Origin of the sequence: Limnohabitans sp. Rim8 (genome assembly GCF_945901735.1) — a bacterium.
Classification (GTDB): domain Bacteria; phylum Pseudomonadota; class Gammaproteobacteria; order Burkholderiales; family Burkholderiaceae_C; genus Limnohabitans_A.
Genome location: NZ_CAMDLM010000039.1, coordinates 1 through 23,325, shown reverse-complemented (window position 1 = coordinate 23,325; position 23,325 = coordinate 1). Strand labels below are relative to the sequence as shown.

At 59.6% G+C, this 23,325-nt stretch carries 21 protein-coding genes and 1 pseudogene; 12 read left to right on the top strand and 10 right to left on the bottom strand.

Features of this window, described 5'->3' with window-relative positions:
* The first annotated feature begins 28 nt into the window (after positions 1-28).
* Positions 29-1,045, top strand: a complete 1,017-nt coding sequence (locus Q0O99_RS15495; protein ID WP_293752878.1) for a D-2-hydroxyacid dehydrogenase — start codon at positions 29-31, stop codon at positions 1,043-1,045.
* A 103-nt stretch (positions 1,046-1,148) separates the two neighbouring features.
* The gene (locus Q0O99_RS15490) at positions 1,149-2,144 is read left to right on the top strand and encodes a tripartite tricarboxylate transporter substrate binding protein (protein ID WP_293752877.1); all 996 of its coding nucleotides are present in this window, start codon (positions 1,149-1,151) and stop codon (positions 2,142-2,144) included.
* A 39-nt stretch (positions 2,145-2,183) separates the two neighbouring features.
* On the opposite strand, the gene Q0O99_RS15485 is transcribed toward Q0O99_RS15490, so the two are convergent.
* Positions 2,184-2,660, bottom strand: a complete 477-nt coding sequence (locus Q0O99_RS15485) for a YqaA family protein (RefSeq protein WP_293752876.1) — start codon at positions 2,658-2,660, stop codon at positions 2,184-2,186.
* A gap of 281 nt (positions 2,661-2,941) precedes the next feature.
* On the opposite strand from Q0O99_RS15485, the gene Q0O99_RS15480 reads away from it, so the two are divergent.
* From Q0O99_RS15480 to Q0O99_RS15450, 7 genes are all read left to right on the top strand, one after another.
* The gene (locus tag Q0O99_RS15480) at positions 2,942-5,161 is read left to right on the top strand and encodes a TonB-dependent siderophore receptor (RefSeq protein WP_293752875.1); all 2,220 of its coding nucleotides are present in this window, start codon (positions 2,942-2,944) and stop codon (positions 5,159-5,161) included.
* Positions 5,162-5,172: 11 nt separating this feature from the next.
* Positions 5,173-5,760 carry a YfiR family protein gene (locus Q0O99_RS15475; RefSeq protein ID WP_293752874.1) on the top strand — a complete coding sequence of 196 codons (588 nt, stop codon included), beginning with the start codon at positions 5,173-5,175 and terminating at the stop codon, positions 5,758-5,760.
* An 11-nt stretch (positions 5,761-5,771) separates the two neighbouring features.
* Positions 5,772-7,745 (top strand): ATP-binding protein, encoded by a 1,974-nt coding sequence (locus Q0O99_RS15470; RefSeq protein WP_293752873.1) that lies wholly within the window; start codon positions 5,772-5,774, stop codon positions 7,743-7,745.
* A gap of 206 nt (positions 7,746-7,951) precedes the next feature.
* Positions 7,952-8,986 carry a tRNA dihydrouridine synthase DusB gene (dusB, locus tag Q0O99_RS15465; protein ID WP_293752872.1) on the top strand — a complete coding sequence of 345 codons (1,035 nt, stop codon included), beginning with the start codon at positions 7,952-7,954 and terminating at the stop codon, positions 8,984-8,986.
* A complete protein-coding gene (locus tag Q0O99_RS15460; RefSeq protein WP_293752871.1) occupies positions 8,983-9,222 on the top strand; it encodes a Fis family transcriptional regulator in 240 nt (79 codons plus the stop codon). The genes dusB and Q0O99_RS15460 overlap by 4 nt, the downstream gene beginning before the upstream one ends.
* 130 nt (positions 9,223-9,352) lie before the next feature.
* Positions 9,353-10,966 carry a bifunctional phosphoribosylaminoimidazolecarboxamide formyltransferase/IMP cyclohydrolase gene (purH, locus tag Q0O99_RS15455; RefSeq protein WP_293752870.1) on the top strand — a complete coding sequence of 538 codons (1,614 nt, stop codon included), beginning with the start codon at positions 9,353-9,355 and terminating at the stop codon, positions 10,964-10,966.
* Positions 10,967-10,976: 10 nt separating this feature from the next.
* Positions 10,977-12,221, top strand: a complete 1,245-nt coding sequence (locus Q0O99_RS15450; protein ID WP_293752869.1) for a DEAD/DEAH box helicase — start codon at positions 10,977-10,979, stop codon at positions 12,219-12,221.
* Here the strand turns inward: Q0O99_RS15450 and Q0O99_RS15445 are convergent.
* The 5 genes from Q0O99_RS15445 to Q0O99_RS15425 all read right to left on the bottom strand — a co-directional run bounded on the left by Q0O99_RS15445 (position 12,218) and on the right by Q0O99_RS15425 (position 18,838).
* Positions 12,218-13,537, bottom strand: a complete 1,320-nt coding sequence (locus Q0O99_RS15445; protein WP_293752868.1) for a TRAP transporter large permease subunit — start codon at positions 13,535-13,537, stop codon at positions 12,218-12,220. The genes Q0O99_RS15450 and Q0O99_RS15445 overlap by 4 nt on opposite strands.
* Before the next feature lie 43 nt (positions 13,538-13,580).
* Positions 13,581-14,111 carry a TRAP transporter small permease gene (locus tag Q0O99_RS15440; protein ID WP_293752867.1) on the bottom strand — a complete coding sequence of 177 codons (531 nt, stop codon included), beginning with the start codon at positions 14,109-14,111 and terminating at the stop codon, positions 13,581-13,583.
* Entirely contained in the window at positions 14,108-15,076 is a 969-nt protein-coding gene (dctP, locus tag Q0O99_RS15435; RefSeq protein ID WP_293752866.1) for a TRAP transporter substrate-binding protein DctP, read from the bottom strand. The genes Q0O99_RS15440 and dctP overlap by 4 nt, the downstream gene beginning before the upstream one ends.
* Before the next feature lie 73 nt (positions 15,077-15,149).
* Positions 15,150-16,694 (bottom strand): indolepyruvate oxidoreductase subunit beta family protein, encoded by a 1,545-nt coding sequence (locus Q0O99_RS15430; protein ID WP_293752865.1) that lies wholly within the window; start codon positions 16,692-16,694, stop codon positions 15,150-15,152.
* The gene (locus tag Q0O99_RS15425; protein WP_293752864.1) at positions 16,691-18,838 is read right to left on the bottom strand and encodes an indolepyruvate ferredoxin oxidoreductase subunit alpha; all 2,148 of its coding nucleotides are present in this window, start codon (positions 18,836-18,838) and stop codon (positions 16,691-16,693) included. The genes Q0O99_RS15430 and Q0O99_RS15425 overlap by 4 nt, the downstream gene beginning before the upstream one ends.
* Positions 18,839-18,999: 161 nt before the next feature.
* Between Q0O99_RS15425 and Q0O99_RS15420 the strand changes: the two genes are divergently transcribed.
* Positions 19,000-19,914: a LysR family transcriptional regulator gene (locus Q0O99_RS15420; RefSeq protein WP_293752863.1), complete on the top strand. Its 915-nt coding sequence runs from the start codon at positions 19,000-19,002 to the stop codon at positions 19,912-19,914.
* Positions 19,915-19,961: 47 nt separating this feature from the next.
* On the opposite strand, the gene Q0O99_RS15415 is transcribed toward Q0O99_RS15420, so the two are convergent.
* The gene (locus Q0O99_RS15415) at positions 19,962-20,300 is read right to left on the bottom strand and encodes a DUF6172 family protein (RefSeq protein ID WP_293752862.1); all 339 of its coding nucleotides are present in this window, start codon (positions 20,298-20,300) and stop codon (positions 19,962-19,964) included.
* 138 nt (positions 20,301-20,438) lie between these two features.
* On the opposite strand from Q0O99_RS15415, the gene Q0O99_RS15410 reads away from it, so the two are divergent.
* Together Q0O99_RS15410 and Q0O99_RS15405 are read left to right on the top strand one after the other, a co-directional pair.
* Positions 20,439-20,720 (top strand): hypothetical protein, encoded by a 282-nt coding sequence (locus tag Q0O99_RS15410; protein WP_293752861.1) that lies wholly within the window; start codon positions 20,439-20,441, stop codon positions 20,718-20,720.
* Positions 20,686-21,189 (top strand): TA system VapC family ribonuclease toxin, encoded by a 504-nt coding sequence (locus Q0O99_RS15405; protein ID WP_293752860.1) that lies wholly within the window; start codon positions 20,686-20,688, stop codon positions 21,187-21,189. Before Q0O99_RS15410 ends, Q0O99_RS15405 begins: the two co-directional genes overlap by 35 nt.
* 131 nt (positions 21,190-21,320) lie before the next feature.
* Here the strand turns inward: Q0O99_RS15405 and Q0O99_RS15400 are convergent, their stop codons facing one another.
* From Q0O99_RS15400 to Q0O99_RS15390, 3 genes and pseudogenes are all read right to left on the bottom strand, one after another.
* Positions 21,321-21,785 carry a hypothetical protein gene (locus Q0O99_RS15400; protein WP_293752859.1) on the bottom strand — a complete coding sequence of 155 codons (465 nt, stop codon included), beginning with the start codon at positions 21,783-21,785 and terminating at the stop codon, positions 21,321-21,323.
* An 8-nt stretch (positions 21,786-21,793) separates the two neighbouring features.
* Positions 21,794-23,089, bottom strand: a complete 1,296-nt coding sequence (hemL, locus tag Q0O99_RS15395) for a glutamate-1-semialdehyde 2,1-aminomutase (protein ID WP_293752858.1) — start codon at positions 23,087-23,089, stop codon at positions 21,794-21,796.
* Positions 23,090-23,097: 8 nt separating this feature from the next.
* Positions 23,098-23,325, bottom strand: a pseudogene (locus tag Q0O99_RS15390) (hydroxymethylpyrimidine/phosphomethylpyrimidine kinase); the annotation flags it as partial.

Genomic DNA, 23,325 nt, shown 5'->3' with positions numbered 1-23,325 from the left:
TCGTGCGTGTCACGGGAGCCAGGGCTGAATGAGCGACACGACCTTTCCCCTGCGCATCCTGATGTCCCAGCAGTCCATTGACCGCTGGGGCGCATCGCTTGCGGCTCGGATGGGGCAGCGCCCTTACGAATTGATTTCTTTGGAAGCGGCGACTGCCGAACAACGCACGGATGCCCATGTGGCTTTCATCTCGCGCGAAGTCACAGGCACCTCCACCAAACATGAAATCCATCCCGCCTTGCAGCGGGTTTATGCGCTGTTGCGTCAGTCGCCAGGCCTGCAGTGGGTGCACATCCATTCCGCAGGGGCCGACCGTCAGATTTATCTGGATTTGTTGGCCAAGGGCGTCCAGCTGACCACCTCATCCGGCGCGAATGCGCAAGTGGTTGCCACCGTGGCCTTGGCGGGCATCCTGGCGCTGGCACGCCGTTTCCCGTTGCTTTGGGCCGAGCAACAAACACGTCAGTGGCTTCCGATGATGGGTGCGCGCATGCCCCGCGATCTGCCGGGTCAAACCGCGACCCTCGTCGGTTGGGGGCCTATTGGCCAAAAACTGGGCAGTTTGTTGCAGGCCCTGGGCCTGCAGGTCGTGGTGGTGCGCCAGCAAGTGGCCGCGCCGCACCGCCCGCCCAGCGAAGGCGTTGAGATGGTCACGTTCCAGTCTTGGACCCAGGTGCTGCCCAAAACCGACTGGTTGATCTTGGCCTGCCCTTTGACTTCCAAAACCCGCCAATTGGTCAATGCCTCTGCCCTGGCTGCGTTGCCCCAAGGTGCGCACTTGATCAATGTGGCGCGAGGCGAAGTGGTGGATGAACCCGCTTTGGTGGCGGCATTGCAAAGCGGCCACTTGGGTGGCGCTTTTTTGGATGTGTTTGCGCACGAGCCTTTGCCCCCCGATTCCCCCTTGTGGGCCATGCCCCAGGTCATGATCACGCCGCACGCAGCAGGTCACTCCGACGGCAATGAAGCCAGGGTGGGGCAAATGTTTTTGGACAACTTGCGCTGCTGGACAGAAGGTGCGCCCCTGCACAATTCGGTGACTTGACCCTTTGGAAAGTCAGGCATTGCCAAGGCAAGGTTTTCCCGGGTAGCAGACCACTTGATTTCTTTTCATAATGAACAGGCTATTTTTATTCGGAGATTTTTTGATGACCCAACCCCATGACCCTCGCCGCCGACAGCTAGGCCTGGCCGCCGTGTCGAGCCTTGCACTCAGCGCCTTGGGCACAGCGCAGGCCCAAAGCGCCTGGCCTGCGGCTAAACCCATCCGCATGATCGTGAATTTCCCTGCGGGCGGTTCTCCAGACCTGGTGGCGCGTGCCGTGTCGTCTGCGGTGTCTCAAGCGCTGGGCCAACAAATCGTGGTGGACAACCGAGGCGGTGCAGGTGGCATCATTGGTTCTGACTTGACCGCCAAAAGCGCGCCCGACGGTTACACCCTGTTGTGCAGCTCGGGCAGTGGCGCTTCCATCGTGCCTTATGTCACACCCAAGATGCCTTTCGACCATGACAAAGACCTCATCCCGGTGGCGGCAGGTGCGCGTTTGCAATTGTTCTTGGTCGTGCGCAGCGATGCACCTTACAAAACTTTTGCCGAATTCGTTGCCTTCGCCAAGGGCAATCCGGGCAAGTTGAGTTACGGTTCACCAGGCAACGGCACCAGCCCACACATCGCGGGCGAGATGCTCAAGTCCCAAGCCGGAATTTTTACCTTGCACATCCCCTACCGCGGTTCGGGTGCAGCCTTGCAAGACTTGCTGGGCGGCAATGTGGACTACTTGCTCGATCCCGGCATTGCTTTTTCGCACGTGCGTTCGGGTCGTCTTCGCTTGTTGGCGGTCACCTCGCCACAGCGCTTGTCCATGTTCCCCGATGCGCCTACGCTCAATGAGCTGGGGCTCAAGAATTTTGACGCCGGCACATCGCATGGTTTTTGGGCGCCTGCAGGCACACCTGCGGCCATCGTTGACCGCCTGAACCGCGAGATCAACCGCGCCTTGATGTTGCCCAGCGCCGTCGAGTCCATCAAAGGCATCGGTGCCGAGCCCACCCCCATGTCGCCCGCCGAGTTCGGTGCGGTCACCAAGGCCGATGCGCGTCGGTTTGCCCAAATCATCAAAGAACGCAAGATCGTTCACGATTGATGGCCAGCTTGGCTGCTCACTGAGGGGGTTGGGGCAGCCTTAAAACTGCCCCGGAAACACCCACAGCAGACCCGCCGTCATGACGAGGTAGCGGGCGAATTTGCCAATGGCCATGTACAGCGTGCAGGGCCAAAAAGGCATCTTCAGCCAGCCCGCCACCGCACACAAAGGGTCGCCTATGACGGGCAGCCAGCTGAGCAAACAGGCCTTCGGGCCCAGCTTTTCCAGCCAGACCAAAGCGCGGTGGTGGCTGCCCGATCCGCGCCAACGGTTCACCGCCTTGTGCGTGCCCCAGCCCATCCACCAACTGAACATGCCGCCCAGCGTGTTGCCTGCAGTGGCCACCAAAATCGCAGGCCAAAAGAGATCCAAGTTGAGTTTGACCAAGCCAAAAACCGCAGGCTCAGAGCCCATGGGCAGCAAGGTGGCTGACACAAAAGACACCACAAATACGGTGCTCAGGCCATGCTCGGGCAATGCCAGCCATTGCAGTAAGTTGTTGAGCCACATTTCCATGCCTTCAGTGTAGCGAGACTTTGGCTCATGGTTGCCTCAAAACCTGGGGCTGCAAGACCGACGGCGCCAGGAAGCGGGTGTGTCCACAAATGGATGAAAGGCGGATTCAAGTACGTGGTGCAGCACGGTTGAATGAAGCGTGAAACACCAGGTGGGGCGTCTTGAATTCCATAATAATGTCAAATTAATCTATAAAAATTTATTTATTTCATAAAATGTTAAGTAAAATATACTTTAATAATTTTTCCAAGCACCTTTAATTGCTTCAAAGGAGCGGTTTTATGACAAACAGGGCGTTGGAGCCGCTGGGACGGTGGCGATGGTTGCTGATGGCCTTAGCCATTCAGACCGCGTGCGCCAGCGTTGCATCGACCCATGATTTTCTGGACATGTCGCTGGAAGAGTTGGTGGATTACCGTCTGATGTCCATGTCCCGCAAGGAGCAGCGGGTCGCGGACATGGCTGCAGCCGCGTACGTGATTTCGGCTGAAGAAATTCGCCGCTCGGGTGCGCAGTCGATTCCCGAGGCCTTGCGTTTGGTGCCAGGCCTCAATGTGGCGCAAATTTCGGGGGACCGCTGGGCCGTCAGTTCACGGGGTTTCAACGAGCGCTTGTCCAACAAGTTGCTGGTGCAGGTGGATGGTCGCAGCGTTTATTCGCCGATTTTTTCAGGTGTGTTGTGGGAAACCCAAGACGCCATCATGGGCGACATTGAACGCATTGAAGTCATTCGCGGAACCGGCGCGGCTTTATGGGGCACCAATGCCATGAATGGCGTGATCAACATCGTCACGCGTTCAGCTCAGGCCAGCCAAGGCAGCGCTTTGAGCGTCGCATCGACCACGGGTGGCGGGGCTTTCGCATCCCTTACCCATGGCGGGACGTTGGCGCAAGGCGGTCATTTCAAAATCTTTGGCAAGAGCAGCCGCACCGGCGGTTCTCCCGAAAGGGACACCGGTTTTGTCGGTTCAGATGCTGCACGGCAGAACCGTTTTGGCATCAAGCTGGAGCCGCAACTGGACAGTGGGCAGCTCAGTTTTAAGGCGGAGGCTTACCAAAGCCGCTCCAACGATGTGTGGGGCTTTCCTTCTTTGCCAGCCTTCAGCGACAAGCCTTTTCCAAAGTTCGCCCAACCGTCTTATTTCCGTGATGCCTTATTGTCGCAAGCCAGCGAGGGGCTGGCCTTGCAGGGCCGATACAGCTGGCAGGGATCGCAGGGCTTAGACAATGCCTTGCAGTTTTCCATGGACCACGAAAAAACCAGCCACACGGGTTTGTGGGGCACGGGCACGGTACCCGGTTCGGTTGTTGGCCAAGCGCCCCGCTTGCAGACCGCAGGTGGGGAAAAAATCGAAATTGACCTGGACTTCCAGCAACGCCGTCAAGGCCAGTTGCACGACATCATCTGGGGCTTTAACCTGCGGCACATCACCGATGATTTGTTCCTGCCGGCCACGCCTTATGTGTTGACCGAGGGCAAAAGCCAGCGCATGAACTACAGCGCTTTTGTGCACGATGAAATCAATGTGGTGCCAGAGCGGTTCAAGTTGATTTTGGGCTCCAAGTTTGAAAAAGATGGATTAACCGGCCACAACATTCAGCCCAATGTGCGCGCGCTTTACACACCCAGCGCCAACGAGGCGTTTTGGGGTGCTTTGTCGCACAGTGCGCGCTCTCTGCGACGGTTTGAGAGCTTTGCTCAGGTGGATGTGTTGGCGCGAGACGCGCATGACTTCAATCCGGCCATACCCCCCAATCTGTTGACGGCCGTGACGCAGATTTCCCCCTTGGCGAATGCGCGTCCCGTGGCCGAAAAGGCGTGGAGCCTGGAAGCGGGTTGGCGCAAACAATTTTCTAATTTTTTGAGTGTGGATACCGCTGTTTTTGTTACCGACTACAGCCAATTGAGGGGTGCACGTTTGTCTGGTAACTTGGCGGATGTCATGCCGCCCATGGGGCCATTGATGCAGTGCATTGGCAACCCCCAAAACTTGCCAGGCAGTTGCTATTTCACCGTCAATGGCTACAACAGCAACCAAGACAAAGCGCGCTCGCATGGCGGCGAGTGGTCGCTGGAATGGCATCCCCAGCCGTGGTGGACAGTTCAGTCTTCTTACAGTTATTTGCGTGTCAAAGGGCAGCGTTCTGGGGATGTGTTGGGTGATCTTTTGGTCAGTGTTTTTGAAAACGCAGCCCCGCGCCACCAGGTGTCGTTGGTCAACAATTTCAGCCTGCGCAGCGATTTGAACCTGAACGTGCGTTTGCGTCACAACTCGCAGACCAGTCACTTGGAGCAAATCAGCGGTGAACTGACCCGCTTGCCCCCCTATTCCGGGCTGGACATGCGGCTGGCCTGGAAGGCGGGACGCCAAACCGAGTTGTCCTTGATGGGGCGCAACCTGCTGAAAGATCGGCACACCGAATTCATCAGCAGTTTCCCGGTTTCGCGTGCCTATGATGTGCAACGCAGCTTGACGCTGCAGTTGGTCAGCCGTTTTTGAAGGACATGACCATGCACATGTCTCTTCCACCCTTCACCTTCTGGCCCAAGACCTTGGAACTGTTGGCACGCGCTTGCACAGCAAGCCCGACAGTGTTTTGCTTGGCCATCTCCGTGAGCTTGTCTTTGCCCGCAGCGGCCCAAGGATCGAGCCCCACACTGGACCGCATCAAGGCGGCCTATGTTTACAATTTTGCAAAATTTGTGGAATTGCCTGGCTTAGAAGACATGCCCATTCGATTGTGTGTGGTGGGCAAAGACGATCCGAACGGCCGCATGCTCAGCCTGCACAAACGGGTCGCCCAAAAACGTGAAATCTTGGTGCGCAAAGACGTCTCGCTGGAGCAAATCAAAGATTGCAGCATGGTTTTTGTAGGTGCTGCCGACAATCGCTTTTTGCCTTCGGTGGTCAAACAACTGGGCAACGCACCGGTTTTGTTGATCAGCGATGACCGGCAAGCGGTTGACCAAGGTGCTCATCTGGTCCTCTTGCACAACGACGACCGGGTCGAGTTTGAAGTCAACCTGTTGAGTTTGCAAAGGTCCAATTTGCGCGCCAGTAGCCAAATGCTCAAGTTGGCCCGTACAGTGGTCCGCTGACCCGTTTGACTATGTTGCCGTTTGTAAATTGGCGTCGGGAAAAACTGCAAGACGCACCGCTGAGGGAAAAGCTCAACCAAATTCTGGCGCTGGGCATTTGGTGTGTGCTCTTGCTGTTTTTTTTAGTGATCACCTTGTGGCAAGCCTCGCAAACCTTGTATGCCACCCAAGCAGAAGCCAAAAGCTTGGCCGAGTTGGCGGCCGAAAGCAACGCTGCTGCGCTGAGTTTTGACGACCGCGCAGGCGCTCAAAAACAGTTGGAAATTTTCCGCCACATCCAAAAAGTGGAAACGGTGGACATTTACACCAGTGCACCGGGTACGCCGATGTTTGCCCACTACCCGATGCGCACAGACGGTTTGAATGACCCTGTACCGCCAAGCACCTTACTGTTGGGACAAACAAGTTCAAAACTCAGTTGGAACCGTTTCGCGATCGGTATGCCTATCGTGCAAGACGGCGAAAAAATCGGTTTCGTGGTGGTGCAGACCCGATTGGACTCATTTTGGTGGGGTATCGCCATCAATTTGATGGTGGCCGCACTGGCCATGTGGCTGGCCTATGCCTTGGTGCGCCAGTTCATAGGGCAATTGATTTCGGTGATCATCCACCCTGTGCTGGATTTGGCTGGCGTCATGCGCCGCATCACCACCGTGCACGACTTCAGTCAACGCGCCGAGCGCCGTAGCAAAGACGAAATCGGTGAACTTGTGGCCGGTTTCAACAACATGCTGGACCAGATTGAGCAAAAAGACAGAGCGTTGGGCCAATACAGCCAGCAACTGGAGACGGAGGTGCAAGCCCGAACGGCTGAGTTGCTGTTGGCCAAAGAACAGGCCGATGCCGCCAACCAGGCAAAGAGTCAGTTCTTGGCCAACATGAGCCATGAAATTCGAACCCCGCTCAATGGCTTGATTGGGGTTTCTGAGTTGCTGGACTTCACAGAACCGACCGAACAACAAAAAAAACTCATCAGCATGATCACGACGTCTTCTTCCACGCTGATGCACCTGATCAACGACATCCTCGACTTTTCCAAGATCGAGGCGGGCATGTTGCACCTTGAGAAAATTCCCTTCAGTCCAGAGCACGCCGTGCGCCAGGTGTGCGCCTTGTTTGCAAGCAATGCGCAAGACAAAGGCCTGAAGCTGGTGCTTTTGCCTTCTGCCGAAACAGCTCCATGGATGCTGGTGGGGGACCCACACCGCTTCATCCAGATCACCAGCAACCTGATCTCGAATGCGGTCAAGTTCACCCAGTATGGGCAAATCAGCGTGAGCCTGAACTGTGACCTCCAAGCGGACGGCAAAGCACGTGTGCGCTGCACTGTGCGCGATACAGGTATCGGCATCAGCGCACAAGAGGGGCAACGCCTGTTCAATGCCTTTGCTCAGGCAGATGTCTCCATGGCCAGGCGATATGGCGGCAGTGGCTTGGGTTTGGTCATTTCGCAGCAGTTGGCCACGCTCATGGGGGGGCAGGTGGGGTTCAGCAGCGAGCCTGGCCAAGGCTCCAGCTTTTGGTTTGAGGTGTGTGGCGCGCTGCTCAAAGACATGCCGGCCAATAAAAACGCCAACGCATCTGACCTGCCACTGGTCTTGGCTTGTACGGTGCTCGTCGCCGAAGACAACGACGTGAACCGTGAAATATTGGTCACCATGCTGCGCAATGCGGGTTGCCAAGTTTTGCAAGCACGCAATGGTGTTGAAGCGGTGGCCATGAGCGCGTGCGAGCCGCACGATATTGTGCTGATGGATGTGCAAATGCCTGAGCTGGACGGCATTACCGCGACGCGCCAGATCCGTGCCCGAGAACTGTCCATGGGGCAAGCGCGTAAACCTATTTTGGCGCTGACGGCCAACGCCTTGACCGATGACAAAGCCAATTGCCTGGCCGCTGGCATGGACGACTACCTCACCAAGCCCTTCATCCGCCGACAAATCCTGGATTTGATCGGCAAGTGGCTGCAGCGCACACCCGCCTGATCAGCTTGATCCGGCTTGCCGCAAGCTCGTGGAATCAGCATCTTGAGCGTTGTCAACCGAGAACCGCCGATGGCCATGCTACAAGAGCTTGTGCACCTGCTCCACCGAAGCGCTCACGTGCGGCCAAGTCATGTACTGAAATATTGAGCAACTACAATCGTTCCTCCTCCGGGTCCAAGCTCGCCTCAACCCCTCTTTTGCCTGACATGCACATTGGCTCCTTTTTTTTGCCGAATAACGTGTTTGTCGCTCCCATGGCGGGGGTGACAGACCGGCCGTTTCGCCAGCTTTGCAGGCAGTTTGGCGCGGGTTATGCCGTCAGCGAGATGGTGACCTCACGGCCCGACCTGTGGGCTTCACTCAAGACCTCCCGCCGTGCCAACCATGACGGTGAACCTGGCCCGATCGCAGTTCAGATCGCCGGTACCGAGGCGCAAATGATGGCCGATGCCACGCGGTACAACATCGACCGGGGCGCGCAGATCATCGACATCAACATGGGCTGCCCTGCCAAAAAAGTCTGCAACAAATGGGCGGGTTCTGCCCTCATGCAAGACGAGCCCCTGGCGCTTCAGATCATCAGCGCCGTGGTCGAGGCGGCCTTGCCCCACGGTGTGCCCGTCACTTTGAAAATGCGTACCGGCTGGTGCGATGCCGAAAAGAACGCCCTGAGCCTGGCCCGCGCTGCGGAAAGCGCGGGGGTCCAAATGGTCACCGTGCACGGCCGTACCCGTGAGCAAGGCTACAAAGGCTTGGCCGAATACGACACCGTGGCCGCCGTCAAGGCGGCTCTGAACATCCCGGTGGTGGCCAATGGCGACATCGATTCGCCGGAAAAAGCCCGCGATGTACTGAAGTTCACCGGGGCAGACGCCGTGATGGTCGGTCGCGCCGCACAAGGCAGACCCTGGATCTTCCGCGAGACCGCCCACTTTTTGGCCACGGGCACGCACCTGGCCCCGCCGCTGGTGGTCGAAGTGCGCCGCGCCCTGCTCGAGCACCTGCAAGACCATTACAGCCTGTATGGCGAATACACCGGTGTTCGCTCGGCGCGCAAGCACATCGGCTGGTATGTGCGAACGCTGCCTGGCGGCGACGATTTTCGAGAGCACATGAACACCCTGGAGACTGCAGCGCAACAACTGGCCGCCGTGGCCGCCTATCTGGACGGCCTGGCCGACATGATGGAGCGCTTGCCCCTGCGCCTTGAGGCCTGCCCCGAATTAGAGACCACGCCATGAGCGATCCCCAATCCATTGAAAACTGCATCCGAGACAACCTGGAAATCTATTTCCGCGACCTGGACGGGACCGACCCCACAGGCCTCTATGACATGCTGGTCAAGCTGGTCGAAAAACCCTTGCTGGATGTGGTGATGAGCCAGTCGGGCCAAAACCAGTCGCGCGCTGCCCAATGGCTGGGCTTGAACCGCAATACCTTGCGCAAAAAATTGTTGGAGCACGATCTCCTGAAATGACACCCGCACTGCGCCCAGGTCCAGCGGACCCGTGCGGGGTCGTTTTTACCCCTATTGGCTGACTTGGCCAGAACCCTTGATCCGACCTGGACCCCGGCCCAGTCCTGCACACTGTTGAAGAAAGTTTCTCATGCGCGCCCTAATTTCCGTCTCTGACAAAACCGGCATCGTCAATCTGGCCAAAGAACTTCACGCCCTGGGCGTGGGCCTGATATCCACCGGCGGCACCGCCAAATTGCTGGCCGAACAAGGCCTGCCTGTGACCGAGGTGGCCGAAGTCACCGGTTTCCCGGAAATGCTGGACGGCCGCGTCAAGACCCTGCACCCCAAAGTGCACGGCGGCTTGCTGGCGCGTCGCGACACGCCCAAGCACATGGCCGCTTTGCAGGCGCATGGCATCGACACCATCGATCTGCTCATCGTCAATCTGTACCCGTTTGAAGCCACCGTGGCCAAGCCCGGCTGTACGCTGGCCGACGCCATTGAAAACATCGACATCGGTGGCCCCGCCATGGTGCGCTCTGCAGCCAAGAACTGGCAAGACGTGGGCATCGTCACCGACGCCAGCCAATACCCCGCTGTGATGGCCGAGTTGAAGGCCAGCGGGAAGCTGAGCGACAAACTGCGCTTTGCACTGTCGGTGGCTGCGTTCAACCGCATCAGCCAATACGACGGCGCGATCAGCAACTACCTCTCCAGCGTGAACTTCGAAGCCGAGAAACTGAGCGAAACCTACGTGCCCGAGCGTGCCCAGTTCTCAGGCCAATTCAACGCGCAATATGTCAAAGTGCAAGACCTGCGTTACGGCGAAAACAGCCACCAGCAAGCCGCCTGGTACCGCGACCTCGCACCCGCTGCTGGGTCCCTCGCCACTGGCGTGCAGCTGCAAGGCAAAGAACTGAGCTACAACAATATCGCCGACGCCGATGCGGCGTGGGAGTGCGTCAAGAGTTTCGACACGGGAGCCAACGGCGACCCTTCACAGTTCGCCGCGTGCGTCATTGTCAAACACGCCAACCCCTGCGGCGTGGCCGTGGGCGCGACCGCACTCGAGGCCTACAGCAAAGCCTTCCAAACCGACCCCACCAGCGCGTTTGGCGGCATCATCGCCTTCAACCGTCCGGTGGACAAAGCCGCGGCTGAGGCCGTGAGCAAGCAATTTGTGGAAGTGCTCATGGCCCCCGACTTCAGCGCCGAAGCGCTCGAGGTGTTCAAAAGCAAAGTGAATGTGCGCTTGATGAAAATCGCCTTGCCCGCCAGCTACGGCGACGTGCGCAACGCTTTGGAGACCAAGCGCGTGGGCTCAGGCCTCTTGTTGCAAAGCGCGGACAACCACGAGTTGGCTTTGGCCGACTTGAAGATCGTCACCGTCAAACAACCCACGCCTGAAGAGCTTAACGATTTGTTGTTCGCCTGGAAAGTGGCCAAGTTCGTCAAATCCAACGCCATCGTGTTCTGCAAAAACGGACAGACCCGGGGCGTGGGCGCTGGCCAAATGAGCCGCCTCGACTCTGCTCGCATCGCCAGCATCAAGGCCGAAGCCGCCCAACTCAGCCTGCAACACACGGTGGTGGCGAGCGACGCCTTCTTCCCTTTTCGCGACGGCCTCGATGTGGTGGTGGACGCGGGAGCCACCTGCGTGGCCCAGCCCGGTGGTTCCATGCGTGACCAAGAAGTGATTGACGCGGCCAACGAACGTGGCGTGGCCATGGTGTTCACGGGTGTGCGGCACTTCCGTCATTGATCGGACCATTTTGAACTTTGACCAACTTGGCTTGACCCCGGCACTTTTGCGTGCCGTGGGTGACATGGGCTTGTACGCCCCCACCCCCATCCAAGCCGAAGCGATTGCGGCCATCTTGAAGTCGGCCGATGTGTGGGCCACCGCGCCCACCGGCTCTGGCAAGACGCTGGCTTTTGCGCTGCCTTTGTTGCAGCACTTGACGGCTGCGCCGCGCCAGACCAACTTCCGCCGTCCGGTGCGCACCCTGGTGCTGGTGCCCACGCGCGAACTGGCAGTACAAGTGGGCGAAGTGTTGGCCAACTTGGCGTACAAGCTGCCGCAATCATTGAAGGTGAACACCGTGTTTGGTGGCGTGTCGGTCAACCCGCAAATGATGGCGCTGCGTGGCGGTGCCGACATCGTGGTGGCCACGCCGGGCCGTTTGCTCGATTTGATTGACCAGAACGCTTTGCGCTTGGCCGATGTGCAGCATTTGGTGCTGGACGAAGCCGACCGCCTGCTGGATTTGGGCTTTGCCGACGAGCTGCAGCGCATGCTGGCGCTGTTGCCCGCCCAGCGTCAGACCCTGCTGTTCTCGGCCACGTTTGCACCCGAGGTGGAGGCGCTGGCGGCCAAGCTGCTGCGCGCCCCGGTGCGCATCACGGTGGAAGCTTTTGAAGACCACAAGCCCGACATCACGCAACGCGCCATCAGCGTGGATGAAAAAAGCCGCACCGCCTTGCTGCGCCACTTGATCACCGAAAACGGCTGGAAGCAGGTGCTGGTGTTTGTGGCCACGCGCTATGCCTGCGAGCATGTGGCGAACAAGCTCTACAGATCGGGCGTGTTTGCCACGCCTTTTCATGGGGAAATGAGCCAAGGTGCAAGGCAAGAGGTGTTGAGTGAATTCAAGGCTGGCCGTTGGGACGTGGTGGTGACCACCGATCTGGCCTCGCGCGGCATCGACATCGCCATGCTGCCCGTGGTGGTCAACTACGACCTGCCGCGCTCGGCCACCGACTACACCCACCGCATCGGCCGCACGGGCAGGGCGGGTGCGCACGGTGACGCGCTGAGCTTTGTCACGGCCGCAGCGCTGGCGCATTGGCAGTTGATCCAGAAACGCGAGAGCCTGGAACTCGCTTTAGAGCAAATCCCAGGTTTTGAGCAAACCGAAACCCCGCCACCGCCGTCGCCCGGCAATGGCGGCATCAAGGGTTCACGGCTGAGCAAGAAAGACAAGTTGCGTGCGGCGGCTGCAAAAGACGGGTCTTAACCCATCCAACTGGGCAACCAGGTGGCGATGCCCGGCACCAGGAAGACGGCCACCAGCAGCAACACGCTCATCGCCAAATAAGGCGTGACCGCCAGAAAAATGTGCGTCATGGTGACCGAGGGTGGGGCCACGCCGCGCATGGTCATGAGCAACAAGCCATGGGGCGGCAAAAGCAGACCCATTTGCATGCAGATGAGGAAGAGCACACCAAACCACACCGGGTCGATGCCCAGGGCGTTCACGATGGGCATGAAGATGGGCAGGGTGATCATCATCATGCTGACCTGGTCGACAAAAATGCCCAGAAAAATCAGAAACACCATCATGCCGATCAGAATCTGGTTGGCAGTCAATCCTTGATCGGTGATGAGCTGCACCAAACCTGAGCTGGCACCCGAAAAAGACAAAATCTGCGCAAAGGTGGTGGCCCCCAAAATGATGAACAAAATCATGCCGGAGATGCCCGCCGTGCCCTTGAGCGCCTTGAGCACCGCTTCCCAGCGCAGGGCGCGGTACAGCGCGGCCAGCAGCATGGTGGCAAAGGCACCGAGCGCCGCGCACTCGGTGGGCGTGGCCCAACCCGCTGCCAAGGCGCCCACCACCACACCAAAAATCGACAAGGTGGGCAAAACGTAGGCAAACAGCGGTTGCCAGCGGTCCCAGCCGTGGTGTTCAACGGCATCCGTGTCGGTTGGGGCCAAGTGGGGGCTGATGCGCACCCGCACAATGATCCAAGCCACAAACGCCACCGACAACAGCAGCCCGGGAACCACACCGCCCAGCAGCAGCTTGGAAATCGAGATGCCCGAAAGCGAACCCAGCAAAACTGTCAGGGCCGAAGGCGGGATCAGCATGTCCACCGCGCCAATGGCCATGATCGGACCTGTGGCCATGGTGGGGTGGTAGCCGCGTGCCAGCATCACAGGCAGCATCAGGGCACCCAGCATGGCCGTGGTGGCAATCGTGGAACCCGAGATGGCCGAAAACACCGTGCCCGCCACCACCGCGACCACCGCCAAGCGCCCAGGCACGCGAACGATCAAACGCTCGACCCCGTCGATCACCTTCACGGCCAAACCGGTGTGGAACAAAATCTCGCCCATCAGCACAAACAACGGTATGGGCGTGAGCGCAAAGGCCGTGACCGAACTCACGCTGTTGCGCACCAGCTGCACCAAACCGGGCTCGCCACCCATGTAAAGCACGGCGCCGATGATGTTGACGCCCAAAAAAGTCAGGGCCACGGGCATGCCCATGAACAGCAGCAAGGTGGAGCCGCCCAACATCAACCAGGCTGCGATGGGCCAACTGCTCATGTGCAGACTCCTGACGAGAAAATTAAAAGCATTTGGAACAGATTCAAGCTGCGCTCACGGCATCCTGTCGCGGACCGCGCTCGGCATGCAGCAGCCGGTGCATGCGAAACACCATCTCGATGGACAGCAGCACAAACACCAATGGCAAAGGTGCCAGCGACCACCACTCGGGCGTGACCAGGGTCTTGATGCTCAAAGACCCTGCCGCATAACTGGCCCAAGTGGCTTGCGCGCCATACCAGGCCAGCACCCAACAGCACAACAGTCCCAGCACATCGCCCACCCATTCCAGCGCCCAGGCGGCGCGCGGTGGAATGGCTTGCAGAAAAATGTCCACTCGGATGTGCTGGCCCTGGCGCAGCAGCCAAGGGGCCACGCACATGGTGATCAAGTACAGCATCAGCTCAGACACCTCGTTGCTCCAGGACAGCCCCATCGGCATGCCCGGGATGGCCAGGTTGCGCAGCGCCACATCGGCCACGATGATGAGCATCATGGCCAGCAGCAGTAGGCAGCCGAACAGGGCAAGACCCGACAGCCACCGGCCAAAGCGCTCAGACAGCGCTTGCATCATTTGGAGAACAGGGCCTTGAAGCGCGCAGCCACTTCAGGGCTTTGCTTGGTGGCACTGGCCCAGCCGATGTCGTAAGCCTTGTCGCGGAAGGCCTTGCTGGTGGCGGCATCAAAGCTGATGGTCTGGATGCCTGCTTTGGTCTGACGGGCGGTTTCTTCGGCCCCATAACGCGCCCAGAAAGTGTTCTCGGCTTCCAGCGCCAGCAAGTGCTTTTGCAAGTAGTTGCGCTGCGTGTCGGTGAGCTTTTTGTAGGCCGGCAGGTTCATGATCAGCGAGACCTCGGCATCGTAGAAGCCCGGGTCGATGCGGAACTTGGTTTTCTCGTGCCAGTTGAAGTCAAAAATGCCGCCAATGGGCCAGCCATAACCGTCCACCACACCGCGCTCCAAGGCGGTGTAGACCTCGCCGGGTGGCGTGGTGATCACGCTGGCGTTCAGGGCCTGAAAGAAGTCACGGTAAACCGGTGTGATGCGGATTTTTTGACCCGCCAAGTCAGGCTTGTCAACCTTCTTGTTGGTGTAGATGTGGAAGGGCTGGTTCTCTACCATGCGCGCCAAGTACTGCATGTTGCCTTTTTCATTCCAGACCTTGTTGATCGCATCAAAAGCGCCGTTCTTGCGCTGCTCGGCCACAGGGATCTGCGTCAACTTCAGGAAGTCGGCCTCGGGCATCACGTTGGTGTAAAAAGCGCCGGTGTTGAGCGCCATGTCGACCACGCCAGTCTTGACCGCGTTGCCCAGCTCAAACGACGGAATGGCGCGGGGCCCGCCGATGAAGTTGATTTGCAAAACCCCTTTGCCCTCGGCGTTGACCTTGTTGATCCACGGCTGCAGGCGTTGCACGTAGATGCCGTTTTCGGCAAAACCGCTGATCAGGCGCAAAGTGACTTCTTGCGCCAGTGTGGCCGAGCTGGCGCCGAGCGCCAAAACCAATGCCGTGGCCTGGGTGAGTAAACGTCTTTTCATGGTGTTGTCTCCTTTTGTGGTTGCGGGTCGATAGGGAATTTGTAGGGTAGTCCTGTTTTCCAATGGGCAGGGGTCACGCAGGTGCCAGTTGCTGCATGGCCTGATCGAGCGCCTGGCCACTGTCGTCGGCCAAGGCGGCTTTGCGCAAGGCGCTCAGGCGGTTGGCCGCATCGGGCAATTGCTGCAGGCGAGGCAAAGTGGTCATGATTTTTTCAAAATGCCGCCAGCCCCGTGCATGGGTGTCGCCATAACCTTTGACCAGCTGCTGGCCGCGCAGCACCTCCAGGGCCAGATCGGCATGCTGGGGCAACAGCTGCAGGGCTTGCGCCCACCAGGCTTCGATGCGTTGCTGCTCGGTTTGGTAACGCAAAGACACCGGCCTGATGCGGCGCAGGCTGGCCACGCCATACAGCAGCAGAAATCCGCGCAAGGAGCTGGTTTGCACCACGCGGCCTTTTTGCGTGAAACGGCCGACCACGGCGCGGGCTGCCCTTGAGCCCAGCAACCAGCGGCCCAAGCCCGCAGGCAGGGTGTCGGCAATTTCTTCCAGGCGCGGGTGCATGAACTCGTGGATGTCGATCAGCTGTTTCTCGCTCAGACTCACTTCCTGGCTGACGCGTGCAAAACGTGAGCGGCGCGTTTTCAGATCGGCCACACGCACCGTGTCTTCATAAGACATCCACAGGGCCAGGTGCCGAGCGCCTTCACGCAGGATTTCTTCGACCAGGCTGGTGGCCGCGTTTGACGAGGCCAGCGCACCAGCCATCTCTTGTAAACGCCGGGCATACAGCGTGGCATAAGCCACATCCTGGTAATCGGCCATCCGCGTCAAACCCGAGGCGATGACCTCGTGCGCCGCTGGGGCGAACGCACCTTCCAGACTTTGCGCCAGGGCCTGCAACTTGGGGCCGACTTGGCGGTGCAAAGGCAAAGCCACGGGGGTGGCATCGGCCACGCTGGATGTGACGGGTTGCAGCACCTGCATAGCCGCATCAAAGCCGGCGGCAAAAGCCTTGAGGCTGGTCTTGACGCCCACACCACTGCGCTCGATGGTGGCTTCGAATTGGTCCCTTGAAAACGGCAGGCGCTGGCTGGCCGCCAGTGCGCCATACAAAGCGGGTGCAATCAGGCTGCCGGTTTGCTCGGCCAGTTGGGCAAAGTCGGCGCTGATGAACTGCCGTGCAGCAGCCTGCGCTCCCGCCAACAGCTTGGCTTCGTCCACACGCCCATCGCCCATGGCGGTGCGCTCGGTCATGGAATAGACCCGATGCGAAGACGCGATGAAGGTGGTTTTGTGCGGGTCGACCAGCCCGCGTTGCAGGGCGCGACCGGCCTCCATCAATTCGGAGGCCAGCACGATGTCGACCTCCCCCGGAAACGGGCTGAGCGCCATCACGGGCATTTGCCCCGAAGGCGATGCCGACTGGGGGTACATCTCGATGTAATAGATGGTGGCACCGGTGCGCTGCGCCACGCCGGGCACCGAGGTGGTCTGGGCCCAATGGCCGTTCTGTTCAGCCAGGTCGACCAGCCAGTCGGCCAGCACGCCGCCGCCTTCACCGCCCATGGCCAAAATGGCCAAGCTGATGATGCTTGAGGTTGGGGCGGTGTCGGTCATGCGGCAATGCCTTCCAGGCGACGTTCAATGCGGTTTTGCAACCAGCCGATCACACGTTCGCGCAGGCCTTGCTTGAAGCGGTCCCAGGCGTTGGGGTTGTTGATGATTTCGGCCCGGTAAAACGAGGGGCAAAGCTTCGCAGCGTGTGCGACCTCGCCGCACAGGCCGCAGCCCACACAGCTGTCGGCCACGGCCGCCACCGGGTCTTGGCGCAGCGGGTCGGGGTTGGGTTTGATGCTGAGCGAGGGGCAACCCGACAGGCGAATGCAGGAGTGGTCGCCGGTGCAGGTGTCGGGGTCAATCCCAAAGCGCTCGCGCACCACGCGCTCGCCTTTTTGGATGCGCTGGCGAATCAGCGGTTTCACGCGCCTTTGCCGATTGAGCATGCACTCGCTTTGCGCCACGATGACCTTGGGGCCTTGTTGCTTGGTGGTCAGGGCGTCGCGCAGGGCCTGGCGCATTTGGTCCAGACTGTAGGTGTTGGTGACGGTCTTGACCCATTCCACGCCCACGCCACGCACGGCCTTTTCAATCGGGTTGTTGGTGTTGCGGATTGGGTTGATGGCCTTGGACGACAGCACGTCTTGCCCACCCGTGGCGGCCGAATAACCGTTGTCCACCACCAGCAACAAGTTGTCGGACTGGTTGAATACCGCGTTGCCCACGCCGCTGGTCAGGCCGTTGTGCCAGAAACCGCCGTCGCCCATGATCGAGACGGTGCGCTTGCTCGTCTCGCTGGTGTTGAAGGCCGAGGCACCCGCCCAACCCAGGCCATAGCCCATGGTGGTGGCGCCGATGTTGAAAGGCGGCAGGATCGAAAACAGGTGGCAGCCGATGTCGCAACTCACATGGTGCTGGCCCAGCTCTTTCTCGATCATCTTGATGGCCGTGAAGATGGGCCGTTCGGGGCAACCGGTGCAAAACGACGGTGGGCGCGGGTGCACTTGGGCCACCGCTTCGCTGATCGCCAGCGCGTTGCTTAGCTGAACTGCGGGCAGTGATGCAGGCAGCAGGTGCGCCGCGTATTGCGCGATGAATGCCCGAATGCCTTTCAGCACCACCCCGCCGGTGTATTCGCCGCCCATGGGCAGCACGTCTTTGCCGTGGATGTGGGTGTTCAGACCCGCTTTGTGCAAGATGCTGTGGATGTTTTGCTCGATGAAGTCGGGCTGGCCTTCTTCCACCACCAGCAGGCCGCGCTTGCCCATGCAAAAGCGCTTGAATTCATCGTCGACCAAGGGGTAGGTGATGTTAAGCACATACAGCGGAACATCGGTCTTGCCGAAGTCGTCGGCCAAGCCGAGCAGTTGCAGTGCGCGCACCACACCGTTGTACAGGCCGCCTTGCAGCACGATGCCAAAGTCTTGCGCGTCTTCTGAAAAGAATTCGTTGAGCTGGTGTTCCTGAATGAACTTGACCGCAGCGGGCCAGCGCGTGTGGGTTTTTTCTTGTTCGTGCAAATAGCTGGCGGGCGGCAGCACGATGCGGTTGACATCGCGCTTGGGGTTTTCGATGGCGTCTTTCAGGGTGAAGTTGGGCCGCACGTTGTCGCGGGTGGGAAAGCGGCCATGCACATGGCAGGCGCGGATGCGCAACTCCAGCATGACCGGCGTGTTGCTGGCCTCGGACAGCTCGAAGCCTTTTTCCACCGCATGCACGATGCTGGGCAGGTTGGGGCGCGGGTCGATCAACCAGACCTGCGACTTCATGGCAAAAGCATGCGAGCGCTCTTGCATGATGCTCGAGCCTTCGCCGTAATCCTCACCCACGATCAACATGGCGCCGCCGGTGACCCCGCCCGAGGCCAGATTGGCCAGCGCGTCCGACGCCACATTGGTGCCCACCGTGGATTTGAAGGTGACCGCGCCGCGCAGTGGGTAATTGACCGATGCGGCCAAGGTGGCGGCTGCGGTGGCCTCTGAGGCGCTGTGCTCGAAATGCACCCCCAACTCTTGCAAGATGTCGTTGGCGTCGGTCAGCACATCCATCAGGTGCGAGATCGGCGCACCTTGGTAACCGGCCACATACGACACGCCCGACTGCAGCAAGGCCTTGGTGACGGCCAGAATGCCCTCGCCGTGGAATTCGTCGCCATCGCCCAAGCGCAGTTTTTGGACCTCTTGCACAAATGAGCGTTCAGCCATGCCCAAAACCTTTCACGGGGTTTTAACCCCTCAGTGACCCATTGAATGGATTTCAATGTAAGGCAGTCATCGGGGGTGTGCAAATGGATTCTTCCAATGGTGTACATTGATGTTGTGAATAATTGGTAGCAACCCTTATTCGTTTGAGCCATGGGGTCAGCATGAATTTCCGACAACTCGACCTGAACCTTTTGCGGGTGCTGGTGGCCATCCACCGCACCCGATCTGTCACTTCCGCAGGCAAGGCACTGGCCTTGTCGCAACCTGCCACCAGCAACGCCTTGGCCCGATTGCGTGAGTTCTTTGGCGACGAGTTGTTTGTGCGCTCACCCGCTGGTTTGCAGCCCACGCGGCTGTGCGAGCAACTGGCACCGGCCATGCAGTCGCAGTTGCTGGCCATGGAAAGTCTGGTGCTCAACCACCAGCCTTTCAGCGCCCAAAGCAGTCACCGCCATTGGCGTTTGTCCTTGTCTGATTTGGGTGAAATTTTGTTTTTGCCGGGTCTGGCGGCCGCCTTGCGCAGCGAAGCGCCTCAGGCTTCTTTGTCCAATATTTCAGTGGATGCGGCGCAGGTTGCGTCTGCGTTGGAGGCACGAGACATCGACATGGCGATTGGCATTTTGAAGCCGCAGCACCGGGGCATTCGCAGCCAGTTGCTGTTCAAAGAGCGCTATATGGCCATTTCTTCCCAAGACGGGTCACCCACACCCCTTGGACGCGGAAAGACGTTGAGCCTGACGCAGTTGGCGCAAGCGCATTTTGTGGTGGTGTCGCCAACGGCCACTTTTCACGGCAGCGTTGAAAAAATGCTGACAGCCATGAAGCTGCAAGACCGCATCCTCGTCAGGCCCCGGCACTTTGGGGCCATTGCGGTGCTGGCGCAGAACACCGATTTGCTGTGCATCGTCCCCGAGATGTACGCCCGCGACCTGAGTCAGCGCTTGCAGCTGCAAATGTGGACGATTGAAGAGGCCCCAGCCTATGAAGTGAATCTGGTTTGGCATGCCAGCACCGACCAAGATGCCGACCAGCAGTGGATGAGGGGAACGATTGAGCGGCTGTTCAGCAGGGCTTGAGGGTCAAACGGTGGCCAGTCATGGCTGGCCGTCGGAGGGGCTTGGGCTCAGTGCGGATCAGCCAGGTCGTCGCCCATGTCTAGGCCGCCAGTGTCCGGGTGGTTGCGAAGCACGCGCACACCGTGCTTGCTCAAAATTTCCACATACACCGAAGCCGCCCCCGACTTGGCCGCTGCGTCCACGGCTTCGATCACGCCGCTCACCCGCACCACTTCGGCGCTGTCGGCGTTCAGACCCACTTTGCAGTCAAAGTCCCAAAAGTCCACGCCCTTGGGCACGTCGCGGTTGCGCTCGCGCTTGAAGTATTTGCGGATGTCGTGCTTGACGGCTTCGAGCACGCGGTCGGGGTGCTTGCCTTCGGTTTGCAAGGGAAAATTCTTTTTCATGGGGGGGTCCTAGGGGCTGGGCAAGCGCCCGGTCCGGACGTGAATGCAGGGGCGGATTATCGCTGTTTTGCCTGGCGAGCTTTTGGCCTTGGATCGGCGATCTTGCGCATTTTCATGCATTCATGCAAAAATGCAGACATGCGTACTTCACTTGATTTTCCCGACGCGCTGTTCAAGCACCTCAAAACCCGGGCCGCCCAAGAGGGCCGGACCTTGCGCGACCTGGTCATTGAGTTGGTGGAGCGGGGCTTGACCGCCCGCGAGGTGGTGGACCCGCAAAAGCGGTTTGAAGCCAGGCCCGTATTTGGTTCAACCGATCCAGCGGCAAGGCCAGTGCATTTCATGAGCAATGCCGCTTTGTATGAAATCATGAACGAGGACGACGATGAGCGAGCCATCCAATTCATGGCGCGTCGCTGAGGCAACGCCCAGCTGGCGTTTGTCCTCGGGAGATTTTCTGGACGTGAATGCCTGGTTGATCTTGTCTTACCGATCGCACGAGTTCCACGCAGTGGCATCGCGTTATTGGCAGTCGGCGTGCGAAAGTGGCACACCTTTGTGGTTCAGTCGTGGCACCATGATGGGCTTGGTGCGCTTGCTGGTGCAGCCCCGTTTGATGGGCCCTGATGTCATGACGCTTGACCAAGCGCTGGACGTTTACCGCAAGTGGTTGGACACACCCCAGGTGTCTTTTTTGCCCGAAACACCAGGTTTTGTCGATGCCTTGGTTCGCTTGATCGGGAGTGCCTCTGCGCCCTTGCCCAGTCGCCTTTGGACAGACCTGTGTTATGCCGCAACGGCCGAAGCGTCGGGCCTTCGCATGGTCACGTTTGACCGTGACTTTGAGCGCTTTGGGCTCAAGCGCTGCCTGGTGCTGCCCACAGACTGAGCGGCGTTGCGCTGGCCGCAGTTTGCGCCCAGACCAAAGGGGCCGTTGCCAGCCTCAAAAGGCTGGCGCCCAGCAAGGTGTTCAGTGGGCAGCGTGACGGGTTCATCGGGGGGGGCTCCATGCGTCTTCGGTCAACGAAAGCGGTACTTGAGCTGAAAGCTCACTGCGCCATAGAGCCGGTCTTTGAGGGGCGGCACCAAGGCCACGTTAAGGCCCCAGTGCTGGCCTTCCAGGGTGGCGGTGGGAATGACGGCTGGAAACCAACCGCCGTCAAAAGCTTTGGGATAGCCATTGAAGGCCCCTGCCACCGCACCCAGCTTGACCGAGCCCACGCGCCAAGGTTGGTAATAGACGCCGAGGTAGCTGGAGTGGGCGTTGTCGCTGTTGATGAAACGCCCAGCGGTGGCGCTCCAGTCCTCACCGAAGGCGTATTCAAAGCCGACACCTGGGTTGGCATTGCGCAGACGTTTGTCGGTGTCAAAGTGCGCCGAGTAAAACCCGGCGTTCACCCACAGGCGGCTGGCATCGAATTCGGCGTGGGCAGGCATGCCAACAAGGGCCAAGCCAACATACACCACACAAGTCAGGTGTTTCATGGCCAGTCTCAAAGGGTTTTGAACACTTCAGCCGCCACCCGCACCGTCTCGGCGATGTCGGCTTCGGTGTGCGCGGCACTCACAAAACCGGCCTCGTATAAAGCGGGGGCGATGTAGACGCCACCGTCCAGCAAACCGTGGAACAGCTTGTTGAATTTGGGGCTGTCGCTGGTCATGACCTGGGCGTAATTTTGCGCCAACTCGGGCAGCAAGAAAAAGCCGAACATGCCGCCTTGGCAGTCGGCGCTGAAGGGCACGCCCGCGCTGGCTGCAGCGCCTTTGAGGCCGTCGACCAGACTTTGGGTGCGGGCGCTCAGCGCTTCAAAAAAACCGGGTTTGGCGATCTCGCGCAGCGTGGCCAAGCCGCAAGCGGTGGCCACCGGGTTGCCACTCAGCGTGCCCGCTTGGTACACCGGGCCGGTGGGGGCCAACTGGCGCATGATCTCGCGTGGCCCGCCAAAAGCGGCCAGCGGCATGCCGCCGCCAATCACCTTGCCCAGCACCGTCATGTCGGGCTTGAAGCCGGGAATGACTTTGGCGTAAACGCTTTGGGCGCTGCCCAAAGCCACGCGGAAACCGGACATGACTTCGTCAAACACCAGCAAAGCACCGTGCTCGGTGCACAGCTCGCGGCAGCGTGTCATGAAGGGCACGCTGGCGCGCACAAAGTTCATGTTGCCCGCGATGGGCTCGATCATCACGCAGGCCAGTTCCTTGCCGTGGAGGGCAAAGGCTTCTTCCAATTGCTGCACGTTGTTGTATTCCAGCACCAGGGTGTCGCGCACCACTTCGGGCGGCACACCGGCGCTGGTGGGGTTGCCAAAAGTGGCCAGGCCCGAGCCGGCTTTGACCAGCAGCGCGTCGGCATGGCCGTGGTAGCAGCCTTCAAACTTGATGAATTTGGTGCGACCGGTGGCGCCACGGGCCAAGCGCAGGGCGCTCATGCCCGCTTCTGTGCCTGAACTGACCAAGCGCACCATTTCCATGGACGGTACATGCTTGAGGATTTCTTCGGCCAGCTCGATCTCGCGCTCGGTGGGTGCGCCGAACGAGAAACCGTCGAGGGCCGCTTTTTGCACCGCTTCGAGCACGGCCGGATGGCCATGGCCCAGGATCATGGGGCCCCAGGAGCCGATGTAGTCGATGTATTTTTGGCCGTTGGCGTCCCAAAAATAGGCGCCTTGGGCACGCTGCACAAAGCGAGGCGTGCCGCCTACGGCGCGAAAAGCGCGCACGGGCGAATTCACGCCACCGGGGATCACTTGGGCGGCGCGGTCAAACAGGGCTTGGTTGCGGTCGGTCATGTCGGGTCTCAGTGTTTGGTCTCGTTGAAAGGCACTTCAAAATAATCCGCCCCCGGGTGCACTTCAGGGCCATCGTCGTCGGTTTCTTCGCCTTCGGGCAGGGCCCAGAACAGGCGGTCGGGAATGACCTGGCCCATGCCGGGCCGAAAGCCTTCGTCCAGGCACCGGTCCAGGTAATGCAGGGCTTCGCTGGTGGCTTCGGGCAGGTCCATGCCGGTGGCCAGCAAGGCGGCCAA

What these genes read in the sequence shown, in the direction of transcription:
- Q0O99_RS15460 (WP_293752871.1), top strand. Translation starts at nt 8,983, where the DNA reads ATGAGCGATCCCCAATCCATTGAAAACTGCATCCGAGACAACCTGGAA.
- Q0O99_RS15490 (WP_293752877.1), top strand. Translation starts at nt 1,149, where the DNA reads ATGACCCAACCCCATGACCCTCGCCGCCGACAGCTAGGCCTGGCCGCC.
- Q0O99_RS15425 (WP_293752864.1), bottom strand. Translation starts at nt 18,838, where the DNA reads ATGGCTGAACGCTCATTTGTGCAAGAGGTCCAAAAACTGCGCTTGGGC.
- purH (WP_293752870.1), top strand. Translation starts at nt 9,353, where the DNA reads ATGCGCGCCCTAATTTCCGTCTCTGACAAAACCGGCATCGTCAATCTG.
- Q0O99_RS15440 (WP_293752867.1), bottom strand. Translation starts at nt 14,111, where the DNA reads ATGATGCAAGCGCTGTCTGAGCGCTTTGGCCGGTGGCTGTCGGGTCTT.
- Q0O99_RS15445 (WP_293752868.1), bottom strand. Translation starts at nt 13,537, where the DNA reads ATGAGCAGTTGGCCCATCGCAGCCTGGTTGATGTTGGGCGGCTCCACC.
- Q0O99_RS15470 (WP_293752873.1), top strand. Translation starts at nt 5,772, where the DNA reads ATGTTGCCGTTTGTAAATTGGCGTCGGGAAAAACTGCAAGACGCACCG.
- Q0O99_RS15415 (WP_293752862.1), bottom strand. Translation starts at nt 20,300, where the DNA reads ATGAAAAAGAATTTTCCCTTGCAAACCGAAGGCAAGCACCCCGACCGC.
- dctP (WP_293752866.1), bottom strand. Translation starts at nt 15,076, where the DNA reads ATGAAAAGACGTTTACTCACCCAGGCCACGGCATTGGTTTTGGCGCTC.
- Q0O99_RS15430 (WP_293752865.1), bottom strand. Translation starts at nt 16,694, where the DNA reads ATGACCGACACCGCCCCAACCTCAAGCATCATCAGCTTGGCCATTTTG.
- hemL (WP_293752858.1), bottom strand. Translation starts at nt 23,089, where the DNA reads ATGACCGACCGCAACCAAGCCCTGTTTGACCGCGCCGCCCAAGTGATC.
- Q0O99_RS15485 (WP_293752876.1), bottom strand. Translation starts at nt 2,660, where the DNA reads ATGGAAATGTGGCTCAACAACTTACTGCAATGGCTGGCATTGCCCGAG.
- dusB (WP_293752872.1), top strand. Translation starts at nt 7,952, where the DNA reads ATGCACATTGGCTCCTTTTTTTTGCCGAATAACGTGTTTGTCGCTCCC.
- Q0O99_RS15495 (WP_293752878.1), top strand. Translation starts at nt 29, where the DNA reads ATGAGCGACACGACCTTTCCCCTGCGCATCCTGATGTCCCAGCAGTCC.
- Q0O99_RS15475 (WP_293752874.1), top strand. Translation starts at nt 5,173, where the DNA reads ATGCACATGTCTCTTCCACCCTTCACCTTCTGGCCCAAGACCTTGGAA.
- Q0O99_RS15410 (WP_293752861.1), top strand. Translation starts at nt 20,439, where the DNA reads ATGCGTACTTCACTTGATTTTCCCGACGCGCTGTTCAAGCACCTCAAA.
- Q0O99_RS15405 (WP_293752860.1), top strand. Translation starts at nt 20,686, where the DNA reads ATGAGCGAGCCATCCAATTCATGGCGCGTCGCTGAGGCAACGCCCAGC.
- Q0O99_RS15480 (WP_293752875.1), top strand. Translation starts at nt 2,942, where the DNA reads ATGACAAACAGGGCGTTGGAGCCGCTGGGACGGTGGCGATGGTTGCTG.
- Q0O99_RS15420 (WP_293752863.1), top strand. Translation starts at nt 19,000, where the DNA reads ATGAATTTCCGACAACTCGACCTGAACCTTTTGCGGGTGCTGGTGGCC.
- Q0O99_RS15400 (WP_293752859.1), bottom strand. Translation starts at nt 21,785, where the DNA reads ATGAAACACCTGACTTGTGTGGTGTATGTTGGCTTGGCCCTTGTTGGC.